The sequence below is a fragment of the uncultured Microbacterium sp. genome (genome assembly GCF_947489255.1).
GTDB classification, from domain to species: Bacteria; Actinomycetota; Actinomycetes; order Actinomycetales; family Microbacteriaceae; genus Microbacterium; species Microbacterium phycohabitans.
The window spans coordinates 106,143-132,630 of sequence record NZ_CANLCY010000001.1; the positions used below are offsets into that span (position 1 = coordinate 106,143).

General features: G+C 71.4%; 24 protein-coding genes and 1 pseudogene. 9 read left to right on the forward strand and 16 right to left on the reverse strand.

Annotated features, from left to right (window positions below):
* Positions 1-31 precede the first annotated feature (31 nt).
* The 4 genes and pseudogenes from Q0818_RS00515 to Q0818_RS00530 form a co-directional block, all read right to left on the reverse strand.
* A pseudogene (locus tag Q0818_RS00515) lies at positions 32-325 on the reverse strand (FAD-binding protein); the annotation flags it as partial.
* 111 nt (positions 326-436) lie between these two features.
* The gene (locus Q0818_RS00520; RefSeq protein WP_298870207.1) at positions 437-979 is read right to left on the reverse strand and encodes an SRPBCC family protein; all 543 of its coding nucleotides are present in this window, start codon (positions 977-979) and stop codon (positions 437-439) included.
* Between the two features lie 416 nt (positions 980-1,395).
* Positions 1,396-2,103, reverse strand: coding sequence for an ABC transporter ATP-binding protein (locus Q0818_RS00525; RefSeq protein ID WP_298870208.1), 708 nt, complete (start codon positions 2,101-2,103; stop codon positions 1,396-1,398).
* 31 nt (positions 2,104-2,134) lie between these two features.
* Positions 2,135-3,613, reverse strand: coding sequence for an ABC transporter permease (locus tag Q0818_RS00530; protein ID WP_298870209.1), 1,479 nt, complete (start codon positions 3,611-3,613; stop codon positions 2,135-2,137).
* Between the two features lie 133 nt (positions 3,614-3,746).
* Here Q0818_RS00530 and Q0818_RS00535 point away from each other — a divergent pair, with 133 nt between their 5' ends.
* Together Q0818_RS00535 and Q0818_RS00540 are read left to right on the forward strand one after the other, a co-directional pair.
* Positions 3,747-4,469 (forward strand): response regulator transcription factor, encoded by a 723-nt coding sequence (locus Q0818_RS00535; protein ID WP_298870210.1) that lies wholly within the window; start codon positions 3,747-3,749, stop codon positions 4,467-4,469.
* Positions 4,466-5,998, forward strand: a complete 1,533-nt coding sequence (locus Q0818_RS00540; RefSeq protein WP_298870211.1) for an ATP-binding protein — start codon at positions 4,466-4,468, stop codon at positions 5,996-5,998. Before Q0818_RS00535 ends, Q0818_RS00540 begins: the two co-directional genes overlap by 4 nt.
* Positions 5,999-6,091: 93 nt before the next feature.
* Here the strand turns inward: Q0818_RS00540 and Q0818_RS00545 are convergent, their stop codons facing one another.
* The 8 genes from Q0818_RS00545 to Q0818_RS00580 form a co-directional block, all read right to left on the reverse strand.
* Positions 6,092-8,029 (reverse strand): YhgE/Pip domain-containing protein, encoded by a 1,938-nt coding sequence (locus tag Q0818_RS00545; RefSeq protein ID WP_298870212.1) that lies wholly within the window; start codon positions 8,027-8,029, stop codon positions 6,092-6,094.
* Positions 8,026-8,634, reverse strand: coding sequence for a hypothetical protein (locus Q0818_RS00550; RefSeq protein ID WP_298870214.1), 609 nt, complete (start codon positions 8,632-8,634; stop codon positions 8,026-8,028). Before Q0818_RS00550 ends, Q0818_RS00545 begins: the two co-directional genes overlap by 4 nt.
* Positions 8,631-9,236 (reverse strand): helix-turn-helix domain-containing protein, encoded by a 606-nt coding sequence (locus Q0818_RS00555; protein ID WP_298870215.1) that lies wholly within the window; start codon positions 9,234-9,236, stop codon positions 8,631-8,633. The genes Q0818_RS00550 and Q0818_RS00555 overlap by 4 nt, the downstream gene beginning before the upstream one ends.
* Before the next feature lie 243 nt (positions 9,237-9,479).
* Complete coding sequence (argG, locus tag Q0818_RS00560; RefSeq protein ID WP_298870217.1) at positions 9,480-10,922, reverse strand: argininosuccinate synthase; 1,443 nt, start codon at positions 10,920-10,922, stop codon at positions 9,480-9,482.
* 81 nt (positions 10,923-11,003) lie between these two features.
* Positions 11,004-11,678 carry a peptidylprolyl isomerase gene (locus Q0818_RS00565; protein WP_298870219.1) on the reverse strand — a complete coding sequence of 225 codons (675 nt, stop codon included), beginning with the start codon at positions 11,676-11,678 and terminating at the stop codon, positions 11,004-11,006.
* Positions 11,679-11,870: 192 nt separating this feature from the next.
* Positions 11,871-12,563 (reverse strand): Pr6Pr family membrane protein, encoded by a 693-nt coding sequence (locus tag Q0818_RS00570; RefSeq protein ID WP_298870221.1) that lies wholly within the window; start codon positions 12,561-12,563, stop codon positions 11,871-11,873.
* Positions 12,564-12,662: 99 nt separating this feature from the next.
* Entirely contained in the window at positions 12,663-14,039 is a 1,377-nt protein-coding gene (locus Q0818_RS00575) for a mechanosensitive ion channel domain-containing protein (RefSeq protein ID WP_298870222.1), read from the reverse strand.
* Entirely contained in the window at positions 14,039-16,165 is a 2,127-nt protein-coding gene (locus Q0818_RS00580; protein ID WP_298870225.1) for an adenylate/guanylate cyclase domain-containing protein, read from the reverse strand. The genes Q0818_RS00575 and Q0818_RS00580 overlap by 1 nt, the downstream gene beginning before the upstream one ends.
* A 117-nt stretch (positions 16,166-16,282) precedes the next feature.
* On the opposite strand from Q0818_RS00580, the gene Q0818_RS00585 reads away from it, so the two are divergent.
* Both Q0818_RS00585 and Q0818_RS00590 read left to right on the forward strand, forming a co-directional pair.
* Complete coding sequence (locus Q0818_RS00585; RefSeq protein WP_298870226.1) at positions 16,283-17,569, forward strand: adenylosuccinate synthase; 1,287 nt, start codon at positions 16,283-16,285, stop codon at positions 17,567-17,569.
* Positions 17,569-18,768 (forward strand): beta-propeller fold lactonase family protein, encoded by a 1,200-nt coding sequence (locus Q0818_RS00590; protein ID WP_298870227.1) that lies wholly within the window; start codon positions 17,569-17,571, stop codon positions 18,766-18,768. Before Q0818_RS00585 ends, Q0818_RS00590 begins: the two co-directional genes overlap by 1 nt.
* A gap of 126 nt (positions 18,769-18,894) precedes the next feature.
* Here Q0818_RS00590 and Q0818_RS00595 read toward each other — a convergent pair whose 3' ends face one another.
* Positions 18,895-20,019 carry an AI-2E family transporter gene (locus Q0818_RS00595; RefSeq protein WP_298870228.1) on the reverse strand — a complete coding sequence of 375 codons (1,125 nt, stop codon included), beginning with the start codon at positions 20,017-20,019 and terminating at the stop codon, positions 18,895-18,897.
* Between the two features lie 90 nt (positions 20,020-20,109).
* Between Q0818_RS00595 and Q0818_RS00600 the strand changes: the two genes are divergently transcribed.
* The 4 genes from Q0818_RS00600 to Q0818_RS00615 all read left to right on the forward strand — a co-directional run bounded on the left by Q0818_RS00600 (position 20,110) and on the right by Q0818_RS00615 (position 24,164).
* On the forward strand, positions 20,110-20,415 hold the full coding sequence (locus tag Q0818_RS00600) for a chorismate mutase (RefSeq protein ID WP_298870230.1): 306 nt from the start codon (positions 20,110-20,112) through the stop codon (positions 20,413-20,415).
* Positions 20,416-20,799: 384 nt separating this feature from the next.
* The gene (locus tag Q0818_RS00605; RefSeq protein ID WP_298870232.1) at positions 20,800-22,134 is read left to right on the forward strand and encodes a glycine betaine/L-proline ABC transporter ATP-binding protein; all 1,335 of its coding nucleotides are present in this window, start codon (positions 20,800-20,802) and stop codon (positions 22,132-22,134) included.
* Positions 22,134-23,138: a proline/glycine betaine ABC transporter permease gene (locus Q0818_RS00610; RefSeq protein ID WP_298870233.1), complete on the forward strand. Its 1,005-nt coding sequence runs from the start codon at positions 22,134-22,136 to the stop codon at positions 23,136-23,138. Before Q0818_RS00605 ends, Q0818_RS00610 begins: the two co-directional genes overlap by 1 nt.
* A 123-nt stretch (positions 23,139-23,261) precedes the next feature.
* Complete coding sequence (locus tag Q0818_RS00615; RefSeq protein ID WP_298870235.1) at positions 23,262-24,164, forward strand: glycine betaine ABC transporter substrate-binding protein; 903 nt, start codon at positions 23,262-23,264, stop codon at positions 24,162-24,164.
* A 70-nt stretch (positions 24,165-24,234) separates the two neighbouring features.
* Here the strand turns inward: Q0818_RS00615 and Q0818_RS00620 are convergent, their stop codons facing one another.
* From Q0818_RS00620 to Q0818_RS00630, 3 genes are all read right to left on the reverse strand, one after another.
* Complete coding sequence (locus tag Q0818_RS00620; protein WP_298870237.1) at positions 24,235-24,537, reverse strand: hypothetical protein; 303 nt, start codon at positions 24,535-24,537, stop codon at positions 24,235-24,237.
* Positions 24,534-25,196 (reverse strand): hypothetical protein, encoded by a 663-nt coding sequence (locus tag Q0818_RS00625; protein WP_298870239.1) that lies wholly within the window; start codon positions 25,194-25,196, stop codon positions 24,534-24,536. The genes Q0818_RS00620 and Q0818_RS00625 overlap by 4 nt, the downstream gene beginning before the upstream one ends.
* A gap of 152 nt (positions 25,197-25,348) precedes the next feature.
* The gene (locus Q0818_RS00630) at positions 25,349-26,080 is read right to left on the reverse strand and encodes a DUF2071 domain-containing protein (RefSeq protein WP_298870241.1); all 732 of its coding nucleotides are present in this window, start codon (positions 26,078-26,080) and stop codon (positions 25,349-25,351) included.
* 47 nt (positions 26,081-26,127) lie between these two features.
* On the opposite strand from Q0818_RS00630, the gene Q0818_RS00635 reads away from it, so the two are divergent.
* Positions 26,128-26,388: a DUF3253 domain-containing protein gene (locus Q0818_RS00635; protein WP_298870242.1), complete on the forward strand. Its 261-nt coding sequence runs from the start codon at positions 26,128-26,130 to the stop codon at positions 26,386-26,388.
* The last annotated feature ends 100 nt before the right edge of the window (positions 26,389-26,488 follow it).

The following is a 26,488-nucleotide window of genomic DNA, read 5'->3' on the forward strand; positions in this document are numbered from 1 at the left end:
GCCGGCGCTGTCACAGCGCGGCCGCGAGCGTCCGCCCCCACTTGTTCGCCCATTCGTCCTCCCCGTGCGGGCCGTCGAGCCGGTCCCACCCGGCCGAGCCCTGCCAGTCCTGCCAGGCGAGATCGAACGAGTCGCGCACGCCGAGGCGACGCTGCATGGGGGAGTCGACGAGGAAGATGCCTCCGAACGACCAGAACGCCTGCCCGCCGAGGTTCGCGGCGTTCTCCTGGTCGACGAGGATCACGCGTCGGCCTGCCCGCACGAGCTCGTTGCTCTCGACCAGGCCGGCCAGTCCCGCGCCCACGATGATGACGTCGGCATCCACCGATTCTCCCTTCGCGCGTCGGCGGTGACGTGCGTTCTTCGCATCATCTCCCGGGGCCGTGGGGACCGCGGGCGTGCGACGGAGCGTTTCCCCGAGACGAGGCGTTCGGCGTCAGACGCCGGCTTCCCGCACGTCCTCCTCCGCCTGCGGCGACGGGGTTCCCTCGGCGGGATCGGGTGTCTCGGTGCGGTGGTCGAGCTCGCGCGCCTCGCGCTCGTCGCGGCGCCCCTCGGCGAGGAACGCCAAGCGGTTCAGGCACTCGTGATTGCGCGCCACGAGCATCGGCTTCCACAGCAGCGAGGGCAGGAGGGCGGCGGCGCCCGACACGGGTTCCTCGACGATCGTCACGGCGATCCCGTCGCCGTGCGGGCGCACATCGATGCGGATCACTCCGCGACCGAGCAGACCGGCTTCCGGCCGCAGGCGGAGTCGACGCGGAGGGTCCCACTCGACGATCTCGGTCTCGTCGTGGATCATCACGGGCCAGACGCCGAGCGAATGGTGGATGCGACTGCCCTCGCGCGGCCACTGCGCGTCGACGTCGCGCATGCGGGCAGCGCCGACCACCCACACGGGGTACAGCCACCCGTCCGACAGCACCGCGAAGAGGTCGTCGGGCGTGCAGCGCATGAGTCGGGTGTTGCGGGCGGCCATGGCATCCCATCCCTCGGTTTCGACGTGCTTCGACTGTAGGGGGTGGATGCCGCGGCCGCGGCGGGACTTGACGGCTCGGGTGGGCGGAGGGGTCCGGGTGGAGGCGGCTGAGCTTGTCGAAGCCTCCGGGGCGGGGCGGCGCGGATCGGGGCGGAGGTGGCCGAGCTTGTCGAAGCCTCCGGGGTCGGCGCGGCGCGGATCGGGGCGGAGGTGGCTGAGCTTGTCGAAGCCTCCGGGGGCGGCGCGGGGTCCGGACCCTTCGACAGGCTCAGGGTCCTATCGGTCTCGATGAGCTCGGGGTCGGGGCGGGGTCCGGACCCTTCGACAGGCGCAGGGTCCTCGCGTTCTCGACAGGATCCGGGCCTCGCGGCTGCGGCGGAGGCGTGGCCCGGTGCCCCGGACCACCCCTCCCCGCGTCAACCGTTCGTGATGTCGGTCACCACGCCCTTCGCCAGACGCAGCCGGCGGCGGGCCCGGCGCGCCACGGCGGAGTCGTGCGTCACGACGACGAGGGTCAGCCCCTCGGCGTTGAGCGTCTCGAGCACGTCGAGGATCTCGTCGCGCATGCTCTCGTCGAGGTTGCCGGTCGGCTCGTCGGCGAGCAGCACGCGGGGCTGCTTCGCAACGGCACGCGCGATCGCGACGCGCTGCTGCTGACCGCCCGAGAGCTCGCCCGGGCGGTGGTCGGCACGATCGGCCAGGCCGACGCGCGTGAGGGCCTCGGTCACCCGCCGGTCGCGCTCGCCGCGGTCGAGGTGCAACGGCTCGAGCCCCATGTCGACGTTCTCCGCCGCGGTCAGGGTGGGGATGAGGTTGAAGCCCTGGAACACGAAGCCGATCTCCTCGGCGCGCAAGCGGCTCAGCTGCGCGTTCGACGCGCTCGCGATGTCGACCTCGCCGAGCGTCACCGACCCGCTCGAGGGGCGGTCGAGCGCGCCGAGCGTCTGCAGCAGCGTCGACTTGCCGCCACCGGTCGGGCCCTGGATGGTCACGAAGTCGCCCGCGGCGATCTCGAGGTCGATGCCGGCGAGGGCCTGCACGGTGCGCTCGCGCTGTCGGTAGGTGCGCGTGACCTTCGAGAGGCGATACGCGGTGGCGGTGGTGGTGGGAACGGTGAGGGTCATGATGTCTCCTTCGAAGGACGGGGGATGCCGCTCACGCGACCGAACGGAGGGCGGCGGCGGGGCTGAGGCGAGCGGCGCGCCATCCACCGAACGCTCCGGCGAGCACGCCGCCGAGCACCGCGATGCCGACCGCGGCCAGGACGACGACCGGAGTGACGGGGGCGCTCAGCACGATGTCGGTGGCCTGCGCCGCCGCCTGACCGAAACCGCCGCCGGGACCACCGGCGCCGGGCCCGCCCTGGCCTCCGGAGCCGCCCGAGCTGCTCGCCGCGACCGAGATGGTCGGCGAGATGACGTTGACCAGCAGGATGCCGCCGAGCCCGAGGATCAGACCCGCGACGCCGCCGAGCAGGCCTTGCACGAGCGACTCGCCCGCGACCTGCCGCACGATGCGCGCGTTCGACCACCCGATGGCCTTGAGCGTGCCGAACTCGCGGGTGCGGCGGGCGACGCCGGAGATCGTGAAGAGGACGGCGAGGGCGAGGGCGACCAGCAGCACGACGAGGCTGAGCCAGGTGCCGAGGTTCGAGATCATCGTCGAGGCGCTCGAGAGCGAACCCGAGACGGTGGAGGCGAGCTCGGACTGCGAGCTCACGGTGGCGTCGGGGAGTGCGGCGGCGATCTCGCTCTGCACCTGGTCGATGGCATCCGCCGAATCGGCCTGCACGTAGACGGTCGACACCACGTCGCCGACCCCGGCGAGGGACTGGGCCACGTCGAGGGGGAGGTAGACGTTCGCGGCGGTGTCGGCGTCGGCCGAGGCCGAGGCGACGATGCCGACGATCTGCATCGCGGTGCCGCCCACGTCGACGGTCCCGCCGACGCTGAGGCCGGCGCTCGCCGCATAGGTCGCGTCGATGACGGCGACGTCGGTGCCGGCATCCGCGGCATCCAGAGCGCGGCCCTCGCTGACCGTGACGGAGGAGAGGGGGCCGACGGATGCCGAGGGGTCGACGCCGAGGACGCTGAAGGAGTCGACGCCGAAGGCGCTGCCGCCGTCGCCGCCGGGACCGCCGGCCGGGGGCTCGCCCATGCCCTGGCCCTGCGCGGAGCCGCTGCCCGTGCTGCCGTCGGTGGTGGCGCTGCGGTCGGGGATCTGGCCCGAGAACGTGGTGTTGGTCAGCGCGAGGGCGCCGGTCGCGGCCGTGACGCCGTCGAGACCGGTGACCGTCGTCACGGTGGACGCGTCGAGCGTTCCGCGCATCATGTCGGTCATGAGGCGCGACTGGCTGAGCGTGGTCGTGCCGTCGCTGGTGGCGCCGTCCTCGGCGCCGAAGTCGAAGCGCGGACCCCCGCCGTCCTCGCCGGGCTGGGTCTGCGCGCCCGTGACGGTGAGGTCGGTGCCCACGCCGTAGACCGACGACAGCGCCTGCGACTGCGCGTCGCGCACTCCCGCCGACAGGGCGTTGACCACGATGACGAGAGCGATCGCGATCGCCAGTCCGACCGCGACGATCACGGTCTGCTTGGTGCGGCCGGCGAGTTCGCGCCGCAGGTAGGTGCCGTACATGCTTCTCCTTCCGGACGCGAGGTGCGGCCGTCGCAGTGAACGTAGGAACGGCACCCTCACCGCCGCCTCACGGTTTCTATGAAGCGCGTATGTCGCGGTGACACGGCGGCTGTGGGCGGGCATGCTGGCATCCATGACCTCCCGCCCCGCCCCCCTCCTGCGCCCCGACGGCACGCCGATCCGCGCGCTCGTCGTCGACGACGAGGCCAACCTGAGCGAGCTCCTGCGCATGGCGCTGCAGAACGAGGGGTGGGAGGCGCGCACCGCCGCCGACGGGCAGGAGGCGCTCGGCGTCATCCGCGAGTTCGACCCCGACCTGCTGGTGCTCGACATCATGATGCCGGGGCTCGACGGCATGGCGCTGCTCGCCCGCGTGCGCGCGGCCGGGAACGACGCTCCCGTGCTGTTCCTGACGGCGAAGGATGCCGTCGAAGACCGCATCGCCGGCATCTCGGCGGGAGCCGACGACTACGTCACGAAGCCCTTCAACCTCGAGGAGGTCGTCGTGCGCCTGCGCGGCATGGCCCGACGCCACGTCGCCGCGGTCGCCGACGCCGATCCGCGGCTGCGCGTGGGCGATCTGACGCTCGACGAGGAGGCGTACGAGGTCGAGCGCGGCGGCATCCCGATCAAGCTCACCGCCCGCGAGTTCGAGCTGCTGCGCTACCTCATGCAGAATCCGCGCCGCGTGCTGAGCAAGGCGCAGATCCTCGACCAGGTGTGGAGCTACGACTTCGGCGGAGACGGCAGCGTCGTGGAGATCTACATCTCGTACCTGCGCAAGAAGATCGACACGCTCGGCGAACCGCTCATCCATACGGTGCGCGGCGTCGGCTACACGATCAAGGCGTCATGACCGCGTCCGCCGTGTCGCGGTCCTCGTCGTCGTCGCACTCGTCGTCGCGGCAGCCGTCCGATCGGCGCTCGCCGGGGCGGCGGTGGACGCTGCGCCGCACCCTCGTCGTCGGCACCAGCCTCCTGGTCGCGCTCGCCTTCGTCGTCATGAGCCTCGCGACGATCGTGTCGCTGCGCTCCTTCACCCTCGACCGGCTCGATCAGCAGGTGACCGAGGGGCTGTCGTTCGCATCCGGTCGCGGGTCGTTCGAGAACCGCGGCGGATCCCAGCCCCCGCCGGGCCAGGGTCAGGATCAGGGCCAGAATGCCGACCGCCCGGCGCCGCGGATCGGTTCGCTGCAGGCGGTCGTCGCCTCCGACGGCACCGTGCGCACGTCGGACTACACGCGCAGCGACGGCACGCAGGTGCAGCTGACGGCGGACCAGGTCGCGTTGCTGCAGGCGGACGTGCCCACCGACCGCACCCCGGTCACGATCGACCTCGGCGGCGACCTGGGGTCGTTCCGGGTCGCCGCGGCCGAGGTCGACGGCACGACGGTGTTCGCCGGCAACTCGGATGCCGACGTCTCGGCGACCACGACAGCCCTGACGGTGATCCTCCTCGCGGTCAGCGCGGCAACCCTGCTGATCGCCGTGGTCGGCCTCTCGCTCTTCGTGCGTCGGAGTCTGCGGCCCCTCGACCGTGTCGCCGCGGTCGCCCAGCGGGTGTCGACGCTGTCTCTGGCCGCGGGGAGCGTGGAGATCCCCGATCGCGTGGGTGACGCCGACACCGACCCGACCACCGAGGTGGGCCGCGTCGGGGCTTCACTGAACGGACTCCTGGGGCACGTGCAGACCTCGCTCGCGGCGCGCCAGCACAGCGAGGACCAGCTCCGCCGGTTCATCGCCGACGCGAGTCACGAGCTGCGCACCCCGCTGTCGAGCATCCGCGGCTACGCGCAGTTGTCGCTCGGCGAAGACGCCCCGATGACGCCGACGCAGGCGCGCTCGTTCGACCGGATCGAGTCGGAGGCCACGCGCATGGCATCCCTCGTCGACGACCTGCTGCTGCTGGCGCGGCTGGATGCCGGTCAGCCCCTGCGCCGCGACGAGGTGGAGCTCACGCTGCTCGCCGTCGACGCTGTGAGCGACGCGCAGGCGGCGGATGCCACGCACGCCTGGCGCCTCGACGTCACCGACGACCTGATCTCGGTGACCGGCGACGAGAACCGCCTGCGGCAGGTGGTGGCCAACCTGCTGCGCAACGCCCAGGTGCACACGCCGCCCGGCACGACGGTGACCCTCTCGCTCGCCCGCGACGGGGCGGAGGCGGTGCTGCGCGTCGTCGACGACGGGCCGGGCATCGACCCGGGGGTCGCCGGGCGGCTGTTCGACCGGTTCGCGCGGGCCGACGATTCCCGCAACCGGGATGCTGGCAGCACGGGGCTCGGACTTTCGATCGCGCAGGCGATCACCGAGGCCCACGGCGGGAGCATCGCGGTCGAGAGCGAACCGGGGCGCACGGTGTTCGCGGTGCGTCTGCCGACGTGACCCGTCGCTCCTGCGTGAGTCGCCAGAAATCGTCGCCTGGGAGACTGGCGAAGCGACGAAATCTGGCGACTCGCGCGAGGTGGGGGCGCCGCGTCAGCCGATCAGGCTCGGCTGCAGGTCGCGCAGGGTGCGGTGATGCGTCATCCGCGTCACCCCGATCGCGGCGAGCAGCACGCCACCGGCCATCCACGCGCCGAGCACGAGCAGATCGGGTCCGACCCGCGAGACGTCGCCGCCGTACATGACCTGCCGCATGGCATCCACGACGTATCCCATCGGCAGCACGTGGTGCAGCGCCGCGAGAGGGGCGGGCAGGGTCTGCCACGGGAACGTGCCGCCGGCGGTGACGAGCTGCAGCACCATCAGCACCAGGCCGAGGAACTGCCCCACCGAGCCGAGCCACACGTTCAGCGCGAGCACGATCGCCGCGTACGTCGCCGAGGCGAACAGCAGGATGCCGAGGGCCGCCCATGGGTTCGCGAACGAGAACTGCAGAGCGATGGCGAGCACCGTGAACAGCCCCACCATCTGCAGGGCCCCGAGGCCCGCCGGCGTGAGCCACCCGGCGAGGGTGACGCGCACGGGGGAGCGCAGCGCCGTGATGGCGCGCTTGGACACGGGCTTCACGATGAGGAAGAGGGCGTAGATGCCGATCCATCCCGCCAGCGCGGCGAAGAACGGGGCGAGGCCGGCGCCGTAGTTCTGCGCCTTGGTGACGGCGCTCGTGCCGACCGCGACGGGATCGCTGATGGCCGCCGCCTGCGCCTGCCGCGTGGCATCGTCGGAGTCGGGGATCTGCTCGACCCCCGCGGCCAGGCCGTCACGCAGCTGGGTCGCACCGTCGGAGAGCTGAGCGATGCCGCTGTCGAGCTGAGCGGCGCCGTCGCGGAGCTGGGCGGATCCGTCGCGCAGCTGTGCGGCCCCGGATGCCGCGGAGGCGGCGCCGTCGGCCAGGGCCGAGGCTCCGTCGGCGGCCGTCGCTGCCCCCGAGGCCACCGAGGCGCTGCCGTCGGCGACCTGGCGGGCGCCGTCGTCGAGTTGGTCGATCTGGGCGACGGTGCTCTGCACGCGATCGTTCGCGGCGGTCAGGCGCTCACCGACCGGGTCGAGGCGCGCGAGGATCTCGTCGATGCGCGCCTGATCGAGCCCGGCGTCGGCCAGGGCCGTGGCGATGTCGCTCCGCGCCTGCGGCAGCTGTGCCGCCGCGTCGGCGGAGATCGAGCCGACCTGTCGGGCGGCGGCGTCGATGCGATCGACGCCGCCCGCGACCTGCTGGGCGCCGTCGGCCACGCGCGCCGACCCGTCACGCAATTGCGCCGTCCCGTCGCGCAGCTGGTTCGCTCCGGCCGAGAGCTGCGACGTTCCGTCGGCCAGCTGAGACGAACCGTCGGCGAGCGTGACCGAGCCGCTCGCCAGCTGGGAGGAGCCGTCCTTCGCGGTCGCGAGACCGTCGACCAGCTGTGTGGCCCCGGTTGTGGCATCCACGAGCTTCACGCGGATGGTGTGCAGGGCGTCGAGCAGGGTCCCACCGGCCTCGTCGATCACTTTCTGTGCGACGGAGGTCTGGATCTTCGCGACCGCCTGGGTGCCGATCGTCGAGGCGAGGTAGTTGTTGGCGTCGTTCGTTCGCAGCTCGATGTCGGCCTGGCGGGGACTGTCGCTCGAGAGCGAGGCGACGGCCTCCGTGAAATCGGCCGGCAGGGTGACGATGAAGTCGAAATCGCCCGCCTGCAGGCCGGCGTCGGCCTGATCCGCCGAGACCCGGTGCCACTCGAAGGTGCCGTCGTCGAGCAGCTGCTCGGCGGCCTCGTCGCCGAGGTCGCGCTGCGCGCCGTTCACCTCGGCACCCCGGTCGTCGACGACGAGGGCCACGGGAACGTTCGAGAGGTTGCCGTAGGGGTCCTGGTTGGCCCAGAGGTACAGGCCGCCGTAGAGGATCGGCACCGCGAGCAGCGCGATCAGGGCCAGCACCGACATGCGGGTGGAGGTGAGGCGGCGCAGCTCGGCCGTGATCATCTGGGGGATCTTCATCGCGTCGGCTCCTCGGCGTCGTCGAACCGGTCGATCGCGGTGCGCGACGCGCTCCCCGCGATCACGAGCACGGCGTAGCCGCGCTCGGCGAACTCGCGCGCGATGCGCCACCATCCGAGGGGCTCGCCGCCGTGGCGGTCGGGGGCGACCAGCACGAGGCCCTCGACGTCTTTGCGCAGGGCGGCGAGCTCGAGCAGCAGGCGTACGCGCGCGGCGGGGTCGATGTTCCCCACGGGAAGCGACGCGATCGCCTCGAGCCCGATCTGCTCGAGCCAGCGCGCGGCCGCGAAGGGGGTCGGTGCGCGGCCGGCGAACATCAGTTCTTCGGCGACGACGCCGGTCACGGTGACGTTCGGCTCCGGCTCCGACACGATGGGCGCATCGACGAGGGCGACACGACGGCGGATGGCGCCGCGATCGGCCCGTCCGTCGATCGTGACGCTGCCGGCGTCGACCTTCATGCGACCGGATGCCACGAGCCCCAACACCGTGGGACGCTGCTCCGTCTCGGCGACCACGAGGGTCGCGGTGCCGGTCTCGTAGGCCGTCGTGGTTGCGGGCAGCTCGCTGCGGCCCTTCGCGACGGCGTCGACGACGATTCTCACTGCGCCTCCAGCTCGGGGTGCTGCGCGAGGATCTCGCGCGCCTCGGTCCATGACAGTCCCGCCATGCCCAGCACGGCGCACACCGCGATGGCGCGCGCGGTGGAGGACTCGGCATCCACCCGGGAGACGACCATGCGACCGGTCTCCTCGAGCAGGCGAGCCAGGGTCGGCGCGGGGAGGTCGGTGCGCAGCTCGCCCGCCTCCTGACCGCGGCGGACGATCGCGTCGATGCGGCGGCGCAGCGGCGCGAGCGCCGCCGAGGTATCGGGCAGGTGCGCGTCGTCGAGGGCGAGGGCGGCGGCGGCCTGCACGTGGGCGGCTTCGCGCCAGAGCTCGGATGCCAAGCGGGCGAGCGCGACGCGGGAGTCGGCGTCGTCGACGTCGTCGGCGATGGCGTTGAAGCGGGCGGCGCCGGCGGCGATGACCTCGCGCACGATCGCGTTGCGGTCGTCGAAGTGGCCGTACAGCGCGCGGCGCGAGAGGCCGGCGCGGCGCGCGATCGTGTCGATCGAGGCGCGGGGGTCGTGGCCGATCGCGGCGGTGGCCGCGTCGAGGATGCCGGCGCGGTTCTCGACGGCGTCACGGCGGGTGGGGATGCTCACGGGTCGAGTGTACGCCTAAAGTGCACACTGGTGTGCAAGTTATAGTCGACGGCCCTCTGGCTCCCATGAGGACAGGCGATCGTTCCGGAACAGGGCGGGGTGGTGGCAGTCGGTCCTGTTCTCGCGTGGGGTCCTGTGCTCGCCCGTCGCGACGCCGGCGCGCCCGGCCGGACACGACGAAGCCGGTGGCCCGACGGACCACCGGCTTCGCGAAAACGCGCGTCAGCTCGTCACGCGCGCGTGTCAGTCGGTGCCGCTGTCGAACGCGGCGCCCTCGCCCGCGGCATCCGTCGCCTCGGCGAGACGCTCGCCGTCGGCCGTCAGGGGAGCGGCGGGCTCGATGATCTCCTGCGCGCCACCGGCGGCGACGTCGCCGACGAGCTCGCCGGTCGGTCCGCCGATGAGGCCGAGGGCCGCGTACTGCTCGAGGCGGGCACGCGAGTCGGCGATGTCGAGGTTGCGCATGGTGAGCTGGCCGATGCGGTCGACGGGCCCGAACGCGGCGTCGCCGACGCGCTCCATCGACAGCTTCTCGGGCGAGTACGACATGCCGGATGCCACGGTGTCGAGGATCGTGTAGTCCTCGCCACGGCGCAGGCGCACGGTGACCGAGCCGGTGATGGTCGATCCGACCCACTTCTGGATCGACTCGCGCAGCATGAGCGACTGCGGCTCGAGCCAGCGGCCCTCGTACATGAGGCGACCGAGGCGACGACCCTGCTCGTGGTACGTGGCGAGGGTGTCTTCGTTCAGGATGCTGTTGACCAGGCGCTCGTAGGTCAGGAAAAGCAGCGCCATGCCCGGGGCCTCGTAGATGCCGCGCGACTTGGCCTCGATGATGCGATTCTCGATCTGGTCGCTCATGCCGAGGCCGTGGCGACCGCCGATCGTGTTCGCCTCGCGCACCAGGGCCACCGGGTCGTCGAAGCGCGTGCCGTTGATCGCGACCGGGCGACCGGCCTCGAAGGCGACGGTGACGTCTTCGGTCTCGATCTCGACCGCGGGATCCCAGAAGCGCACGCCCATGATGGGCTCGACGATCTCGAGCGAGACGTCGAGGTGCTCGAGCGTCTTGGCCTCGTGCGTGGCGCCCCAGATGTTGGCATCCGTCGAATAGGCCTTCTCGGCGCTGTCGCGGTAGGGGAAGTCGTGGGCGACGAGCCACTCGCTCATCTCTTTGCGGCCGCCGAGCTCGGTGACGAAGTCGGCGTCGAGCCACGGCTTGTAGATGCGCAGCGCGGGGTTGGCGAGCAGGCCGTAGCGGTAGAACCGCTCGATGTCGTTGCCCTTGTAGGTGGAGCCGTCGCCCCAGATGTCGACGCCGTCTTCTTTCATGGCGCGCACGAGCAGCGTGCCGGTGACGGCGCGGCCCAGGGGCGTGGTGTTGAAGTAGGTGCGACCGCCCGAGCGGATGTGGAACGCGCCGCACGCCAGCGCGACGAAGCCCTCTTCGACGAGCGCGGTCTTGCAGTCGACCAGGCGCGAGATCTCGGCGCCGTACTGCGTGGCGCGGCCGGGGATCGAGGCGATGTCGTCTTCGTCGTACTGCCCGAGGTCGCCCGTGTAGGTGCAGGGCACGGCACCCTTGTCGCGCATCCACGCGACGGCCACGGAGGTGTCGAGACCACCCGAGAAGGCGATGCCGACGCGCTCGCCGACGGGAAGGGACTGCAGGACCTTGGACATGCCCTCGATTCTAGGGCGGAGGGATGCCGTGGCCCGACTCCGGGGGACGAGCGCGGCCGTCGAGCGGCTTGGGGAGGAGCCCTAGCCGACCACGACGTCGGTGATCGTGACGGGCGTCGCCGGGCGGCCGTCGGCGGACCCGCCCTCGGCGCCGGCCGCGGCGATGCCCTGCACGACGGCGAGGCCCGCGGGCGACATCCGGCCGAAGACGGTGTAGTCGGGCTGCAGCTGCGTGTCCTCGTAGACGAGGAAGAACTGCGACCCGTTGGTGCCCGGACCGGCGTTGGCCATCGCGACCGTCCCGGCGGGGTAGGTCTCGCTGCCGTCGAGCTCGTCGGCGAAGCGGTAGCCCGGTCCGCCCCGGCCGGTGCCGGTGGGGTCGCCGCACTGCAGCACGAAGATGCCCGAGGTGGTGAGGCGGTGGCACTCGGTGTTCGAGAAGTACTGCTGCTGCGCGAGCGAGACGAAGCTCTCGACGGTGCACGGGGTGCGCTCGCCGGTGAGGGTGATCGGGATGTCTCCCGCCGAGGTCTTCAGAACCGCCTCGACGTCGCCGCTCGGTCGGTCGGTGCCCGCGGCGGGCGGGGTGACGTCGACGGCGGGCTGACCCGAAGCCGGGTACGCGCACTCCGCGCTGCCGGCGCTGGCCGAGGCACCCGAGTCGGGTGCCGTGTCGGGAGTGGTGCCCCCGGCGCAGCCGGCGAGCAGGAGCAGGGCGGAGGCGGCCAGGGCCGCGGACATCAGTCGCGTGCGCACGCGTTCCAGGGTAGGGCGCTCAGGTCTTGCGCAGCGCCACAGGGTCGGCGCTCATCAGGTGAGCAGGGCCCGGCGCTCACGCCGGGAGTCCGGGGAGAGCGGCCTGGCCCGGCGACCTCCCCGGCGACGAAGGCGACCAGAGTCACGCATCGAGGGTGCCCGGCTGCGCCCGGGGAAGGCGCCTCGCTCGGCTCAGATCGCGCGCCGCCCTCGCACACGGCCGATCGCGACGACGCCGTAGGCGAGTCCCACGATCACGACCGCGATGACGACGATGTAGACGACCACGCTGCCCCAGCCGCCGCCCTCGTTGGGGTTGAGGAACGGGTAGGGGTACCAGAACGGCGCCCCCGTGGTGGGGTTGGTGATGAGCGGCGCGCGCACCAGCGTGTAGACGATCCACACGACGGGGAAGATCGCCGCGCCCAGGGCCGCCGTCCAGGGCAGGCGCCGACGCCCCGATCCGAGGAGCACGTCGAGGAGGAGGAAGAGCGGACCCCAGACGTGCATGATCTCGTTGGACCAGCCGACGGTCTCGGGCTGGAGGGGGAGGCCGCGCAGAAGCAGGTTGTAGACGATGCCGGTGACGATCATGTAGGTCGACACCCACGCGAGCACGGTCGCGAGGGCGGGTGGATCGACGTCGAGACTCCGCCGCCGGAGGAACCGCACGGCGAGGAGCAGCAGCACGATCGAGGCCGACACGTTCGAGAGGATCGTGAAGAAGCTGAAGAAGTTGGCGACGGTCGTGACGACGTCGCGCCCCTTGTCGATGGCGCCGGCGACGGAGGACACGAGCTGCGCCACCACGGCGACGATGATGCTCACGGCCGCGACCGCGCGGGCGATGTTCCAGCCGGTGACGAAGGCCCGCGATCGCTGCATGGCCTCAGGCTAGTGGGCCGTGGGCGCGGCGGCACGGCCCGAGGCCCCGCGGCGCGCGGACCGCACGCGACGTGTCGGGCGACGTCGACCGCACGCCGCTCAGATCGAGGGGCGCGGCTCCCGGCGACGATCGGCGTCGGCGCTCAGCTCGGCGGCGAGGGCGGGACGCGCGCGCAGCAGGCGGTCGGCGAGGGCGAGGGGGAGCACGAGCACGGTCGTGACCGTCAGTGCCGTCGCGGTGGTGGCCGCCGGCTCGCGCGTGAGCGCCGAGGTGCCGATCCACTCCCCGCGTTCGGCGGCGACGCCGGCGGGCTCGCCGTCGGCGGAGGCGAACAGCACGCGGCCCTCGACCACGAGCGACAGCAGTCCCGGGGTGCTCCCGGCCCGCAGCAGCACCTCGCCGGCGCCGAAGCGTTCGAGGCGCGCTCCCTCGATCACGGCGTCGCGTAGCGTCTCGTCGAGGTGCAGCGAGCGGGCGGAGGAATCGATGGCGTGCTCGAGCTCGCTGCGCTCGGCCGCGGCATCCGGTCTGATCTTGTCGAGAGCCAGGCCGCGCCGCCGCGCGGCGTACCAGAGCCACGACCGGAAGGTGCTGCGCGCGTCGTCGGCGTAGACCGGGGAGTCGAGGGGGATCGCCACCTCCCAGGCTCCGGCGCCGCCGTTGGTGACGGTGATGTCGCCGCCGGGCACGCGAGCCGGCAGGTCTTCGGCGACCTGCCGCAGCACCGCCGTCACGGCGTGCGGGGGGTCGGCCGGATCGAAGGTCGCGGTGATGACGGCGGTGAAGGGACCGGGCGGTCGGGAGAGGTTCACGAACGAGGCGTCGGCCAGTTTCGCGTTCGGGATGATCTGGAGCCCCGAGCCGGTGTCGATGTGCAGCGCGCGCCAGTTGACCTCCACGACGCGGCCGGTCGTGCCGCCCGTCTCGATCCAGTCGCCCTGGCGGAACGGTTGCTCGAAGAGAACGAGCAGGCCCGACACGATGCCGCCCGCCGCGCGCTGCAGCGCGAGCCCGATGACGATCGAGGTGACCCCGAGCGCGGTGATCAAGCCCCCGACGTCGGCGCCCCAGACCCACTGGAAGAGGAATCCGAGCCCGATCACCACGAGCAGGAGGCGGGCGATCTCGACGAAGATCGTCGGAACGCGCTCCCGCCAGGTCCCGCGCTCCGCCGTGGCGAACAGGGCGACGTTCAGCACGCTGAGCAGGAGAAGGATGACGAGGAACCCGAAGACCGTCGCCACGACGCGCGGCCACACCAGGTCGCCCTCGGAGCGGGTGGCGAACACCAGCAGGCCCACGAGGCCGCCGACGGGCACGACACCGTTGCGCAGGAGCAGGAGCGGCTTGACGGCGGGGCTCCGGCGCCGGCGCAGGACGCCGATCAGCTCGGTGAGCACGACCAGCAGCACCGGGACGGCGACCACCACGGCGATCGCCCACCCGATCGCGGTGCCGTCGAACACGCCCGGCATCACGACACCCGCCAGACCGGGGTCTCCCGGCCGTCGACGTGGACCGTTCCGGCATCCTCCAGGTCGAACAGGCCCTCGATCCGCGTGCGCACGGCGTCGGTGAGGAAGACCCCCGGCTCCTCGCCCGACCGTCTGAGTCGGGATGCCAACGACACGGCGTCGCCCCACAGGTCGTACGCGAGGCTGGCCCGCGCCACCACTCCGCTGGTCACCGCGCCGGTGTCGACGCCCGCGCGCACGTCGAGCGACGCCCCCGTCCGCGCGTTGAAGCGCTGGACGCTCTCGCGCATGCCGAGGGCGAACTCGACGGCGCGACGGGCGTTGTCGACGCGGGGCACGGTGAGTCCGCTGCTGGCCAGGTAGCCCCCGCGCAGGGTGCGCACCGACTCGACCCCGCACCGGACGGCGGCCTCGTCGAACCCGCGCATCAGCTCGTTCAGGGCCAGGGTCTCGGCCTGCCCGTCGAGCGAGCGAGAGTACTCGTCGAAACCGAGGAGCTCGGCGAACACGACCGCCACGTCGTCGTGCCGCTCCGCGAGGGTCTCTTCGCCCTCGCGGTACTTCTCGATGAGGCTCTGCGGCATGATGCTGCGCAGCAGCCGGTCGTTCTCCGTGCGCTGATGGTCGATGAGCTCCTGCCGCACCTCGAGGTCGCCGGCCATGTCGTTGAACGATCGGGCGAGATCGGCGAACTCGTCGGTGCCGCGGGCGGGGACCCGCGTCGAATAGTCGCCGTCGGCCACGCTGCGCACGGCGAGGGCGAGGCGCCGCACGGGGCGCGTGAACGACTGTGACAGCAACAGGCTCAGGATGCTGACCAGCAGCGCCAGCCCGAGCGTCGACAGCAGGAGGGTGCGCGTGAAGTCGGTGACGGGTTCGAAGGCCTCGGATGCGTCCATCCGGGCGACGATGACCCAGTCGAGGCCGTCGATGTCGAGCGGTGCGTACGCCGTGATGCTCTCGCCGCCGATGTACTCGGTCGAGACCGCGGTGCCGGTGCGCCCCGCGATGGCCTCGTCGACGGCGGTGCCGCGGACGGGCTGGAGCAGCACCGATCCGCCCGCTTCGGTGATGCGCTCGGCCGTGTCCGACGAGGTGCCGTCGGCGATGACCGCCGCTGCATAGCCGTCGCGGTCTTCCACGAGGCGTCGCGAGGTGGAGCGCATGAGGCGGTCCGACCCCGCGAGGTAGGTCTCACCCGTCGCCCCGAAGCCCTGCTGCTGCCACTGCTCGTATCCGGTCGTGACGTCGTTGATCCACTGGATGGGGACCTGCAGGGCCATCGCGCCGGTGATGCCGTCGTCGTCGCCGATCGCCGAGACGACCCACATCACGGGGAAGCCGAGCGCGGGCGTCCACTCCTCGATGTCGGTGGTCACGATGGTGTCGACGGAGTTGGCGGCGACGACGTCGCGATAGCCCTGCGCGAGGCGGCTCTCGCGGAACGGGCCGTCGTCGAGGTTCGACCCGAGGTCGACCCCTCCCGCGGCGGTGTAGACCACGTCGCCCGACAGGTCGGTGACGACCACGTCGGTGTAGCCGACCGTGCGCACGAGATCGGAGAAGTAGTCGTCGGCCTGCAGATAGGCGGCGGAGTACGCGCTGCCGTCTCCGGGGTCGGTCGCGGGGCGGTCGGCCGCGCCGTCCTGTCGCGTGAAGAGGTACTGGGCGTTGCGGCCGGCGGTCGAGGTCGGCACGAACGCGCGGTCGGCGTAGTCGTCGCCGGTCACGCCCTCCAGCCGCGGCAGGAAGGTTCCGGAGTAATAGGAGGAGAGGGTGGCATCCTGTTCGCCCGACAGCGGCCGGTTCTGCAGGGCGTCCCAGCCGGCGTTCAGCGCCGTCGAAGCGTCGCGAGCGCTGGCATTATTGCTGGCGAGAGCCGCCTCGCGCTGCACCTCGCCGAGGAGGGCGGTGATCTCGCCCGTCCGCAGCTCCCGCATCGCGGTGAGTTTGTCGACGACCTCGGCGCGCAGCGACTCGCGTCCGCTGACGTATCCCACCGCCCCGACCACCGCCGCGCTGAGCAGGCTCACGAGGAGCAGCATGATCAGCAGCCTCGATTGGACGCTCAGCCCCCCGCGACGATCGATTCCCGTGACGGTGCGGCGCGCATCGTTAGCCCCCATGGCGCTCACACTAGCGATACGGCGTTACCGCCCGACGTCGCCGGGGTCACTCGTCGGCCGTGTCGGACCCGCTCGGTAGGATGGGGTGTACCGCCGGACAACATGCGAGGAGCACTCATGCCCGGAATCGTGATCGTCGGCGTCCAGTGGGGCGACGAGGGCAAGGGCAAGGCCACCGACCTGCTCGGAGAGCGCACCGACTGGGTGGTGAAGTTCAACGGCGGCAACAACGCCGGGCACACCGTCGTCATCGGTGACGAGAAGTACGCCCTGCACCTGTTGCCCAGCGGCATCCTGTCTCCGGGCGTGACGCCCGTGATCGGCAACGGCGTCGTGGTCGACCTCGAGGTGCTCTTCAACGAGCTCGAGGCGCTCAACGCCCGCGGCCTCGACACCAGCCGGCTGAAGATCAGCGCCAACGCGCACATCATCACGCAGTACCACCGCACCCTCGACAAGGTCACCGAGCGCTTCCTCGGCAAGCGCATGATCGGCACCACCGGTCGCGGCATCGGCCCCGCCTACGCCGACAAGATCAACCGCGTCGGCATCCGCGTGCAAGACCTCTTCGACGAGAACATCCTGCGTCAGAAGGTCGAGGGCGCCCTCGACCAGAAGAACCACCTCCTGGTGAAGATCTTCAACCGCCGGTCGATCACGGCCGACGAGATCGTCGACGACCTGCTGGCCTACGCCGAGCGCGTGCGCCCGATGGTCGCCGACACCTCCCTGCTGCTCAACGACGCCCTCGAGGCGGGTGACGTCGTCGTCTTCGAGGGCGGCCAGGCCACCATGCTCGACGTCGACCACGGCACCTACCCCTTCGTCACCTCGTCGTCGGCGACCGCCGGTGGGGCCGCGACCGGCTCCGGGGTCGGCCCGAACCGCCTCGACCGCATCGTCGGCATCGTCAAGGCCTACACGACCCGTGTCGGCTCGGGGCCCTTCCCGACCGAGCTGTTCGACGAGAGCGGCGACTGGCTGCGCTCGCGCGGCTTCGAGTTCGGCACGACCACCGGCCGCCCGCGCCGGGTGGGCTGGTACGACGCCCCCATCACGCGCTACGCGACCCGCATCAACGGCATCACCGACCTCGTGCTGACCAAGCTCGACATCCTCGGTGGTCTCGAGCAGATCCCCGTGTGCGTCGCCTACGACGTCGACGGCGAGCGGTACGATGACCTCCCGGTCAACCAGACCGACTTCCACCACGCGAAGCCGATCCTGGAGTACTACCCGGGGTGGAGCGAAGACATCTCCTCGGCCCGCACGTTCGACGACCTGCCGCAGACCGCGCAGGACTACGTGCTCGCCCTCGAGAAGATGAGCGGCACGCGCATCTCGGTGATCGGCGTGGGCCCCGCCCGCGATCAGGTCATCGTGCGCCACGACCTCATCGACTGATGCGCCTCTGGGTCGGCGCGTACGCTGCGGATGCCGGCTCCGCCGAGGGCATCGGCATCCTGCAGGCCGGGGAGGCCGATGATGCGGGCGCCGGCGGGCCGCTCGGCATGGTCGGCACGGCCGTCGCCGCGCCCGGATCGCCCTCGTGGATCGCGCCGCACCCCTCGGGTGAGATCCTCTACGCCGCCCTGGAGTCCGACGGGGTGGTGCAGGCCTACCGCCGCGTCTCCGACACGCGGCTGGCTCCGCTCGGGGCGCCGATAGATGCGGGTGCGGCCGTGTGCCACGTGGCCGTCGCCCCCGACGCAAGCTTCCTCGTCGCCAGCTGTTGGGGCGACGGGCGCGTGGTGCGCATGGACCTGGATGCCGCGGGCCGCCCCTCACGACCGGTGATCGCCGCCGCGGCCACCGACCCCTACGACTCGTCGGCGGAGGAGGGAACGCTCTCCACCGGCGCGCGGGTGTCGGGCGCCGTCGTCCCCGACCTCGCGGCCGCGGCCCGCGCGCTGCGCGAGGCGGCCGGCGAGGAGTACGCCCACCTCATCCCGGCGTACGACGACGTGCCCGAGACGGATGCCGAATCGGAGGAGGCCGTCGCCGGCGCCCGCGTCTCGCGCGCACACCAGGCCACGTTCCTCCCCGGGGGTCTCGTCGCGACCACCGACATGGGCCTCGACCTCGTGCGGATCTGGCGCACCGTTCCCGGCGGGCTGCGACCCGTGCAAGATGTGGTGCTCCCGAAGGGCAGCGGTCCGCGGCACGGGCTCTGGCATCCCTCCGGGCACTTCTACGTCGTCACCGAGCTCAGCCGCGAAGTGTTCGTGCTCGCCCCCGACCGCGAGGGGCGTTGGCACGTGCGCTCCGGGGAGCAGCTGCTGGGCACGCTCGAGACCGACACCGCGGCCGAGCTGAGCATGGGACGTGACGGATCGGCGCTGTACGCCGGCGTGCGCGGGAGCGACACGGTCGGCGTGCTCGCCGTGCGCGGCGCGGGCGAGAGCCTGCAGCTGACCGCGCTCGCCGAGACCGGTACGCACTGGCCGCGTCACCATCTCGTGGTCGACGACACCCTGCTCGTGGCCGGCCAGCTCGCCGACGAGATCGTGTCTCTGCCGCTCGACGCTCGGACGGGTGTGCCGGGCCGCGTGCGCCATCGCACCGTCTCGCCATCGCCCACGCGGCTGCTCGCGAGGCGCTGAGCGGCTTCGCGACGGCGCCGACGCACCGGCTGGGTACGCAACGGCGTCCGGCGTCGTCGAGACGAACGCCCGGAGCCGCGCAGGAGGGCGCCGGGTCGTGCGCGCACCGGCGCGGGGCGGGCGTCGCTACTTCTTGGCATCCTGTCGCGGGATGACGATCTGCTTGATGATCAGCAGGACCGAGGCCGTCACGGGGATCGCCACGAGCGCGCCGAGCAGGCCCAGCAGCGTGCCGCCGACGAGAGCGCCGATCACCACGAGGGCACCGGGGACCGAGATCGTGCGGTTCATGACGCGGGGCGTGAGGATGTATGCCTCGATCTGCATGTACACGAGGTAGACGATGGCGAAGATGAGCCCGGCGGTCGGGCTGACGATGAGGGTGAACAGCGTCGCGGTCGCCCAGAACAGCACGGAACCCACGAGGGGGATGAGCGTGATGCCGAACGCGAGCGCCGCGAGCAGCGCGGCGAACGGCTGCTGCAGGATCGTCAGCACGATGAACGCGAAGACCGCGTTGCACAGCGCGAGCACGACCATGCCGGCGAGGTAGCCACCGACGGAGTCGGTGATCTGGCCGGTCATGTCGGAGACCGTCTCGCGGCTGCGCGCGGGGGTGAGGCGAACGAGGCTGTTCTTCATCTTCGGCAGAGAGGCCAGGAAGTACAGGCTCAGCACGAGCACGATGATCGCGCCCGAGACGAACTCGCCGATGCTGATACCTACCTGCAGCAGCCCCCCGCCGATCGCGGCGATGTTGGCCGGGTTCGTGACGAAGCTCTGCACCTCCTTCAGCACGTCGCCCAGGCTGTCGCCGAAGTTCTGCTCCACCCACCGCACCGCGTCGCTGTCGATGACGTCGTTGACGAACGTGGGGATGTCGCCGACGAACTGCTCGACCTGACGGACGACCGGCGGGATGAGCAGCCAGAGCGCTCCGGCGAGGATGACCGCGAGCCCTCCGAACACGATGATGATGCCCCACGCCCGCGACAGGCCCCGGCGCACGAGCAAGCGCACCAGGGGGTCGAGGGCGAGGGCGACGAAGAGCGCGATCGCGATGTAGATGAGAACCGTCGACAGCTTGCCGAGCGCGAGCGCCAGAAGGAAGGCGGTGAGCCCGCCGAGCGTGAGGAAGAACCCCGCCGCGTAGGGGCGGGAGATCGCCGACCACACCGGCTTGTCGCGGGAGGTGGAGGCCCCGGCGTCGGCGCCAACGGCGGTCGGGTCGGGGCGCGTCGATCGGCTCATGCTCACACTGTAGGACCCGGCCCGGGCGAACGACCGCGCACCGCACGGGGCTGCGCGGCGCGATAGGGTCGGAGCGATGTGGGAGGACTCATGACCGACGCCGATCCCTCGACGATCCTTCAGGGGCTGCGCGGCAGCATCGACAACATCGACGCCGCGCTCATCTTCCTGCTCGCCGAACGTTTCCGCTGCACCAAGCAGGTCGGTGTGCTGAAGGCGAAGCACGGGATGCCGGCATCCGACCCCGCACGCGAGGAGCAGCAGATCGCGCGGCTGATGCGTCTGGCCGAGGACGCCGACCTCGATCCGGCGTTCGCGGAGAAGTGGTTCAACTTCGTCGTGGCGGAGGTCATCCGCCACCACCGAACGGCCGCCGCGCAGCCGCACGACGACTGAGTCGCTGACACACCCCGCCCCGCCGCGCAAGGGCCCCACGACACGCCCGGGATGATCCCCGGCCGAGTCGATCCACCTCACGGCGTCCGCGGAATCCAAGCGCGCGCGCGTGCCACACGGCATCCGATTCCGCAAGGAGCGGGACGATTTGCCAGCCGATCCATCACCGTGAAACGTTGGATGAGGCCCGTCAAGGGCCGTTCACCCGACCAGTCCGCGGTCGCCGGTGTCTTCTCGGGGGAGGGGATGCCGCGAGCGTACGGTCGGCGGCCAGGACGCCGGACCCGATGTCCGGCATCGACGTGCTCCACCCCCCGGAGAGCGCCGACGGCTGCCACCCGGGCGTGACCTGTGCGGCCACCCGAAGGCCGCTGAGGTGCACCAGTGACACATCCGCATGCCCCGACGGCGCCCGATTCGGCGGCGCCCGCGAGCGAGACGCCCGCCCTCGCCGCCAAGAACCTCTTCAAGGTCTTCGGCCGCGCGCCCCAGGCCGCCGTCGACAAGCTCCGCTCCGGTTCGTCGCGCGACGAGATCGCCGATCACGGAACGGCCGCCGTCATCGACGCGAGCTTCGACGTCCGCCCCGGCGAGATCTTCGTCATCATGGGCCTCTCGGGCTCGGGCAAGTCGACCATCATCCGCATGCTCAACGGCCTGCACGAGGCCACCGCGGGAACCGTCGAGGTGCAGGGCGACGCCCTGACCGGCGTCGGCGCGGCGCGACTGCGCGGCCTCCGCCGCGACCGCCTCGCCATGGTGTTCCAGCACTTCGCGCTGCTGCCGCACCGCACGGTGGCGGCCAACGTCGCCTACCCCCTCGAGCTCCGCGGCGTCGGAAAGGCCGAACGTCTCGCGAAGGCGAACGAGATCCTCGCCCTCGTCGGCCTCGAGGGATGGGGCGAGAAGCTCCCCTCGGCGCTGTCGGGCGGGATGCAGCAGCGCGTCGGCATCGCCCGCGCGCTCGCCGCCGACACCGACATCCTGCTCATGGACGAGGCGTTCAGCGCACTCGACCCGCTCATCCGTCGCGAGATGCAGGAGCAGCTCCTCGAGCTGCAGCGGACGCTGAAGAAGACCATCGTCTTCATCACCCACGATCTCAACGAAGCGATGTTCCTCGGCGACCGCATCGCGGTCATGCGCGACGGGCGCATCGTGCAGATCGGCACCCCCGAAGACATCCTCACCGACCCTGCGAACGACTACGTCGAGCAGTTCGTGCAGGACGTCGACCGCGCGCGCGTCCTCACCGCCGGCAACGTCATGGAGCGTCCGCGTCCGCGCGTCGACGCCTCGGCGGGCCCGCGCACCGCGCTTCGCCAGATGCGCGACGCGTACATGTCGGCGGTCTACGTCACCGATCGCGACCGCAAGCCGCTCGGCATCATCACCGACCGGGATGCCATGAAGCTCGTGCGGGCGGGAGAGAGCTCCCTGCTCAGCCGGCTCAAGCCGCTGCCCCAGGCGGTGCGCGAGGACGACGTGCTCATGAACCTCTTCGTGCCGTCGGTCGAATCGCCGCTTCCCCTGGCCGTGCTCGACGCGGAGGGCCGGCTCGTCGGCGTCATCCCGCGCGTCACGCTGCTCGCCGCCCTCGGGCCCGGGCCCACCTCCACCGAGGAGATCACCGTGCTGCCCCAGCCCCTGCCCTCCGCCGAGATCGACGCGGTGCTCGACACCCCGGTCGCCGCCTCCGAGACCGAGGGGGTGCGCTGATGGATGGCTTCCGCATCCCCGTCGGCTCGTGGGTCGACTCCGCCGTGGACTGGCTCCGCGACAACCTCTCGGGCCTGTTCGACGTGATCGCCGTGACCGTCCGCTTCCTCGTCGGCGGGCTCAGCGACGTGCTGCTGTCGGCACCCATCGTCGTGGTGGTCGTCGTCGCAGCGCTCCTGGCCTGGCTGCTGCGCTCGTGGAAGCTCGCGCTCGGCACGGTGATCGGTTTCGCGCTCATCCTCGCGATGGGTCAGTGGGTCACCGCGATGCAGACCCTCGCGCTCGTGCTCGTGGCGACGATCGTCGCCGTCGCGATCTCGGTGCCGCTGGGCATCTGGTCGGCGCGCAACAGCACCGTGCGTGCGGTGCTGAAGCCAATCCTCGACTTCATGCAGACGATGCCCGCCTTCGTCTACCTGATCCCCGCGATCACCTTCTTCAGCATCGGCGTCGTGCCCGGCGTCGTCTCGACGGTCATCTTCGCGCTGCCCCCGGGCGTGCGTCTGACCGAGCTCGGCATCCGCGGCGTGGACTCCGAGACGGTCGAGGCCGGCCACGCCTTCGGCGCCACGCCGTGGCAGATCCTGCGCGGCATCCAGCTGCCGCTCGCGATGCCCACCATCATGGCGGGCGTCAACCAGGTGATCATGCTCGCCCTGTCGATGGCGGTCGTCGCCGGCATCGTCGGCGCCGACGGCCTCGGCAAGGAGGTCGTGCAGTCGATCTCGACGGTCAACCTGCCCAAGGGCGTCGAGGCCGGTCTCAGCGTGGTGATCCTCGCGGTCTACCTCGATCGCCTCACCGCCGCCCTCGGCAACCGCGCCGACAACACCGGGTCGCTGCTCGGCCTGCTGGCTCGCCGCCGTGCCGCGCGTCCCGCGACGGCTGTCACGGCCGGCGCGACCGCGGCCCCGCACGTCGACACGAGCGCGAAGGATGCCCCTCGTGACGCCGATCGCGAGAAGGCCTCCCCGCGCCGCGCCCCCATCTCGACGGGTCGCTGAGTCCCCCTCCTCGTCGCGTGAGTCGGCGGGATTCGTCGCCTCGTCACGAGCTGGGTCGACGAATCCCGGCACCTCGCGCGAGGTCACACGGAAATCACATACGAAAAGGAAGAGAACACAGCAATGAAGACACGACACCTCACCAGCGCCCTCGCCCTCGGCGCCGTCGGCGCGCTCGCGCTCGCCGGCTGCGCGAGCGGCAACCAGGCCGAAGGCGGAGCGGGCGACGGCGGCGACAAGGGCACCATCACCCTCGGCTTCCTCCCCTCGTGGACCGACGGCCTCAGCACCGCGTACCTTCTCGAGGACCAGCTCGGCAAGCTCGGCTACACCGTCGAGATGCAGACGCTCACCGAGGCGGGGCCGCTGTACGCCGGCCTGGCCCAGGGCGACGTCGACATCTACCCCTCGGCCTGGCCCGAACTGACGCACGCCGACTATATGAAGACGTACGGCGACTCGATCGAAGACCTCGGCGACTACTACGAGAACGCCAAGCTCACGATCGCGGTGCCCAGCTACGTCGACATCGACTCGATCGACCAGCTCCAGGCGAACGCCGCGCGCTTCGACGGAAAGATCTACGGCATCGAGCCCGGCGCGGGTCTGACCAAGCAGACCCAGGAGGTCGCGATGCCGGGTTACGGCCTCGACGGCTACGAGCTCGTCACCTCGTCGACCGCCGCGATGCTGACCGAGCTCGACAACGCCATCGCCGCCCAGAAGGACATCGCGGTGACCCTGTGGCGCCCGTTCTGGGCCAACGACGCCTACGACGTCAAGGACCTCGAAGACCCTCAGGGCCTGATGGGCGAGCCCGAGGCGCTGCACTTCCTCGGTACCGCCGGCTTCGCGGAGAAGTACCCGGATGCCGCCGAGCTCATCGCCGGCATCACGCTCGACGACGCGCAGTACGGCTCGCTCGAAGACCTCGTCGTCAACGAGTACGGCGAGGGCAAGGAAGCTGACGCGGTCGACGCGTGGCTCGAGCAGAACCCCGACGCGTTCTCGACGCAGCGCAACTGACCTCCCGCGCGATGACGGCCCTCTCCGGTGCGGAGGGGGCCGTCTCGCTGCCGTCGCCGGAGTGTCGTTGTCAGGGGACGACGACGGCGTTGTCGATGAACGACTGTTCTAGGAGGATCGCGGCGACCTGCCCGGCGGCCTCGAGACCGACCACGGCCCCGACGACGACCACGACGACCGTCGCGACCGATCTCGGCGCCCGTTCGCGGGCGAGGCAGAGCGCGACGATCCCGAAGAGGAGGGCCGCGACCCGTGCGGTGAACCCCCAGCCGTCGGGCAAGGGCACGGCAATCGCCGCAATGGCCGCGGCCACCGCCCACCAGTGGAGGGTGCTCGCCCGTGGGGCGACCGGCTCGCTCACAGGACTGGTCATACCGTGTAGATGCGCCCGTCGACCCGAGCCGGGTTGCCCGCCTGCGTCGTGACCGTGTGCACCTTGGTGAACTGGAACGGCAGTCCCTTGATGAACACGCTCGCCTGCGTACGGACCTCGCAGGTTCCGCGCCCCTGCGAGATCCAGGAGGAGGGTGTGGAGCTCGCGCTGATCACGCCGGTGGCGGATCCCGTGCATCCGAGATTCCGGACGACCGCGCTGCCCCGTGCTTCGTAGGTGTAGGTCAGGGTGAAGATGATGAGCGAGACATTGCCGATCCGGACGTCCTGCCGGTTGTTCACCTGCAGCGTGCGGGTTCCGGCGGCGGTGGTAGTGGTGACACGGCCACGGCTCGGGGCCGCGGTGGGCAGCGGAGTGACGGTCGACGAGACCTCCGAGACCGTGAAGAGGGTGGACGGATCCGCCGCACCAGCCTCTTGAGCCTCTTCGGGCAGTGAGGCGAAGTAGTCCTCGATCTGCTGCATCTTCGCGGAGGGGAGGTCGAGATCCGCGACGAACTCGTGGAAGACGGATTCGGGATCCGTCGTCGAGGCGGCCGTCACGATGGGCCCTGGTTCCGCGGCGTGCGCGGGTGCGCCGAGGGCGAGCGAAGCGACGACGAACGCCGCGGCGATCGCGGTTCGGGAGTGGGTTCTCATACGTTTTCCTTTCAACGCGCACGAAGCGACGACGAACAGGCACCGGCTGTGCCCCCAGGAATAACGTAGAAATGCGCAGTTATACATGTGAAGATGAAAACGATACGTGGAAGGGTGAACAGCCCTCGCGGGGCGCGTCCGGCCCCGCCGGATCAGGCGACGGCGTGGGCGGCAGTGAACCGCGTGATGAAGCCCGGGTGGTCGGCGGGCATCGCGAGCACCGAGTCGGGGGTTCGTCCCGAGAGCTGCGGGAAACCGGCATCCGCCACGAGCTCGTCGTCGAGGGCCTCGAGCTCCGCGGTGACGAGCGGCCAGGGTTCGTGGTTGTTCGCGGCCCAGATCGTGCGCCCGAGGTGACGCTCGTGGAAGCCCCACCGGGCGGTGAGGAAGCGCGAGAGGTCGTCGTCGACGGTCCGGGTGCCGAGCTTCGCGCGGATCCGCGTTCCCGGATGCCGGCCCCCGTGGCGTCGCGAACGATATTCGATGCGATCGTCTTCGGTGCGCACACCGGCGCGCGCCCAGCGGTAGGGGAGGCCGAACAGAGCCTGGGCCGCGAGGACCGGGGCGAGGTGCTCCGCCTCGAGCGTGCGGAAGACGACACCCCGACGGCCTTCGTCGTCCACGGCGTAGGTGCGGACGTTGATCTCGGTGAAGGTGCCCACGAACGGCACCGGCGGCAACGGCAGGAACCGGAACTCGCTCAGCACGAACGGCACGAGCCCGACCCAGGCCGACCCGTCGTGGACGTCGGGGCGGGTGCCCGGGGGCAGCAGAGGGGCGACCTCGGCCGGGTCGATGCGCCAGTGCACGAACACGGCGCGGTTCCAGCGCTGTGCGATGACGGCGCGACCGGGCAGGTCGGGGGCGTGGCGGTCGGTGATCATCGGGTCATTCTGACCCCGACACCGAGCCGCGGAGGGACACTGGACAGATGACCCCGTCGTCTGGTGCGGATCCTCGACTCGTGGCATCCATTCGCGAACTCCTCGCCGCGCGCGACGCCGGGAAGACGATCTGCCCCTCGGAGGCCGCGCGCGCCGTGGGCGGCGAGGACTGGCGCGACCTCATGCAGCCGGCGCGCGATGCGGCGCACGAGCTGGTCGGCCTCGGCGAGGTGGAGGTCACCCAGAAGGGCGAGGTGGTCGACGTGACCCGCGCGCGGGGGCCGGTGCGGATCCGCCGGAAGGGCTGAGCGCTCGGTTTCTCGGAGTGGATGGCGACGGCGGACCGGTGCTCCGGCGCCTCTGTCTCGCGCGACCCGGTGCGCGAGACGGGGCGGACGTGACGCGAAG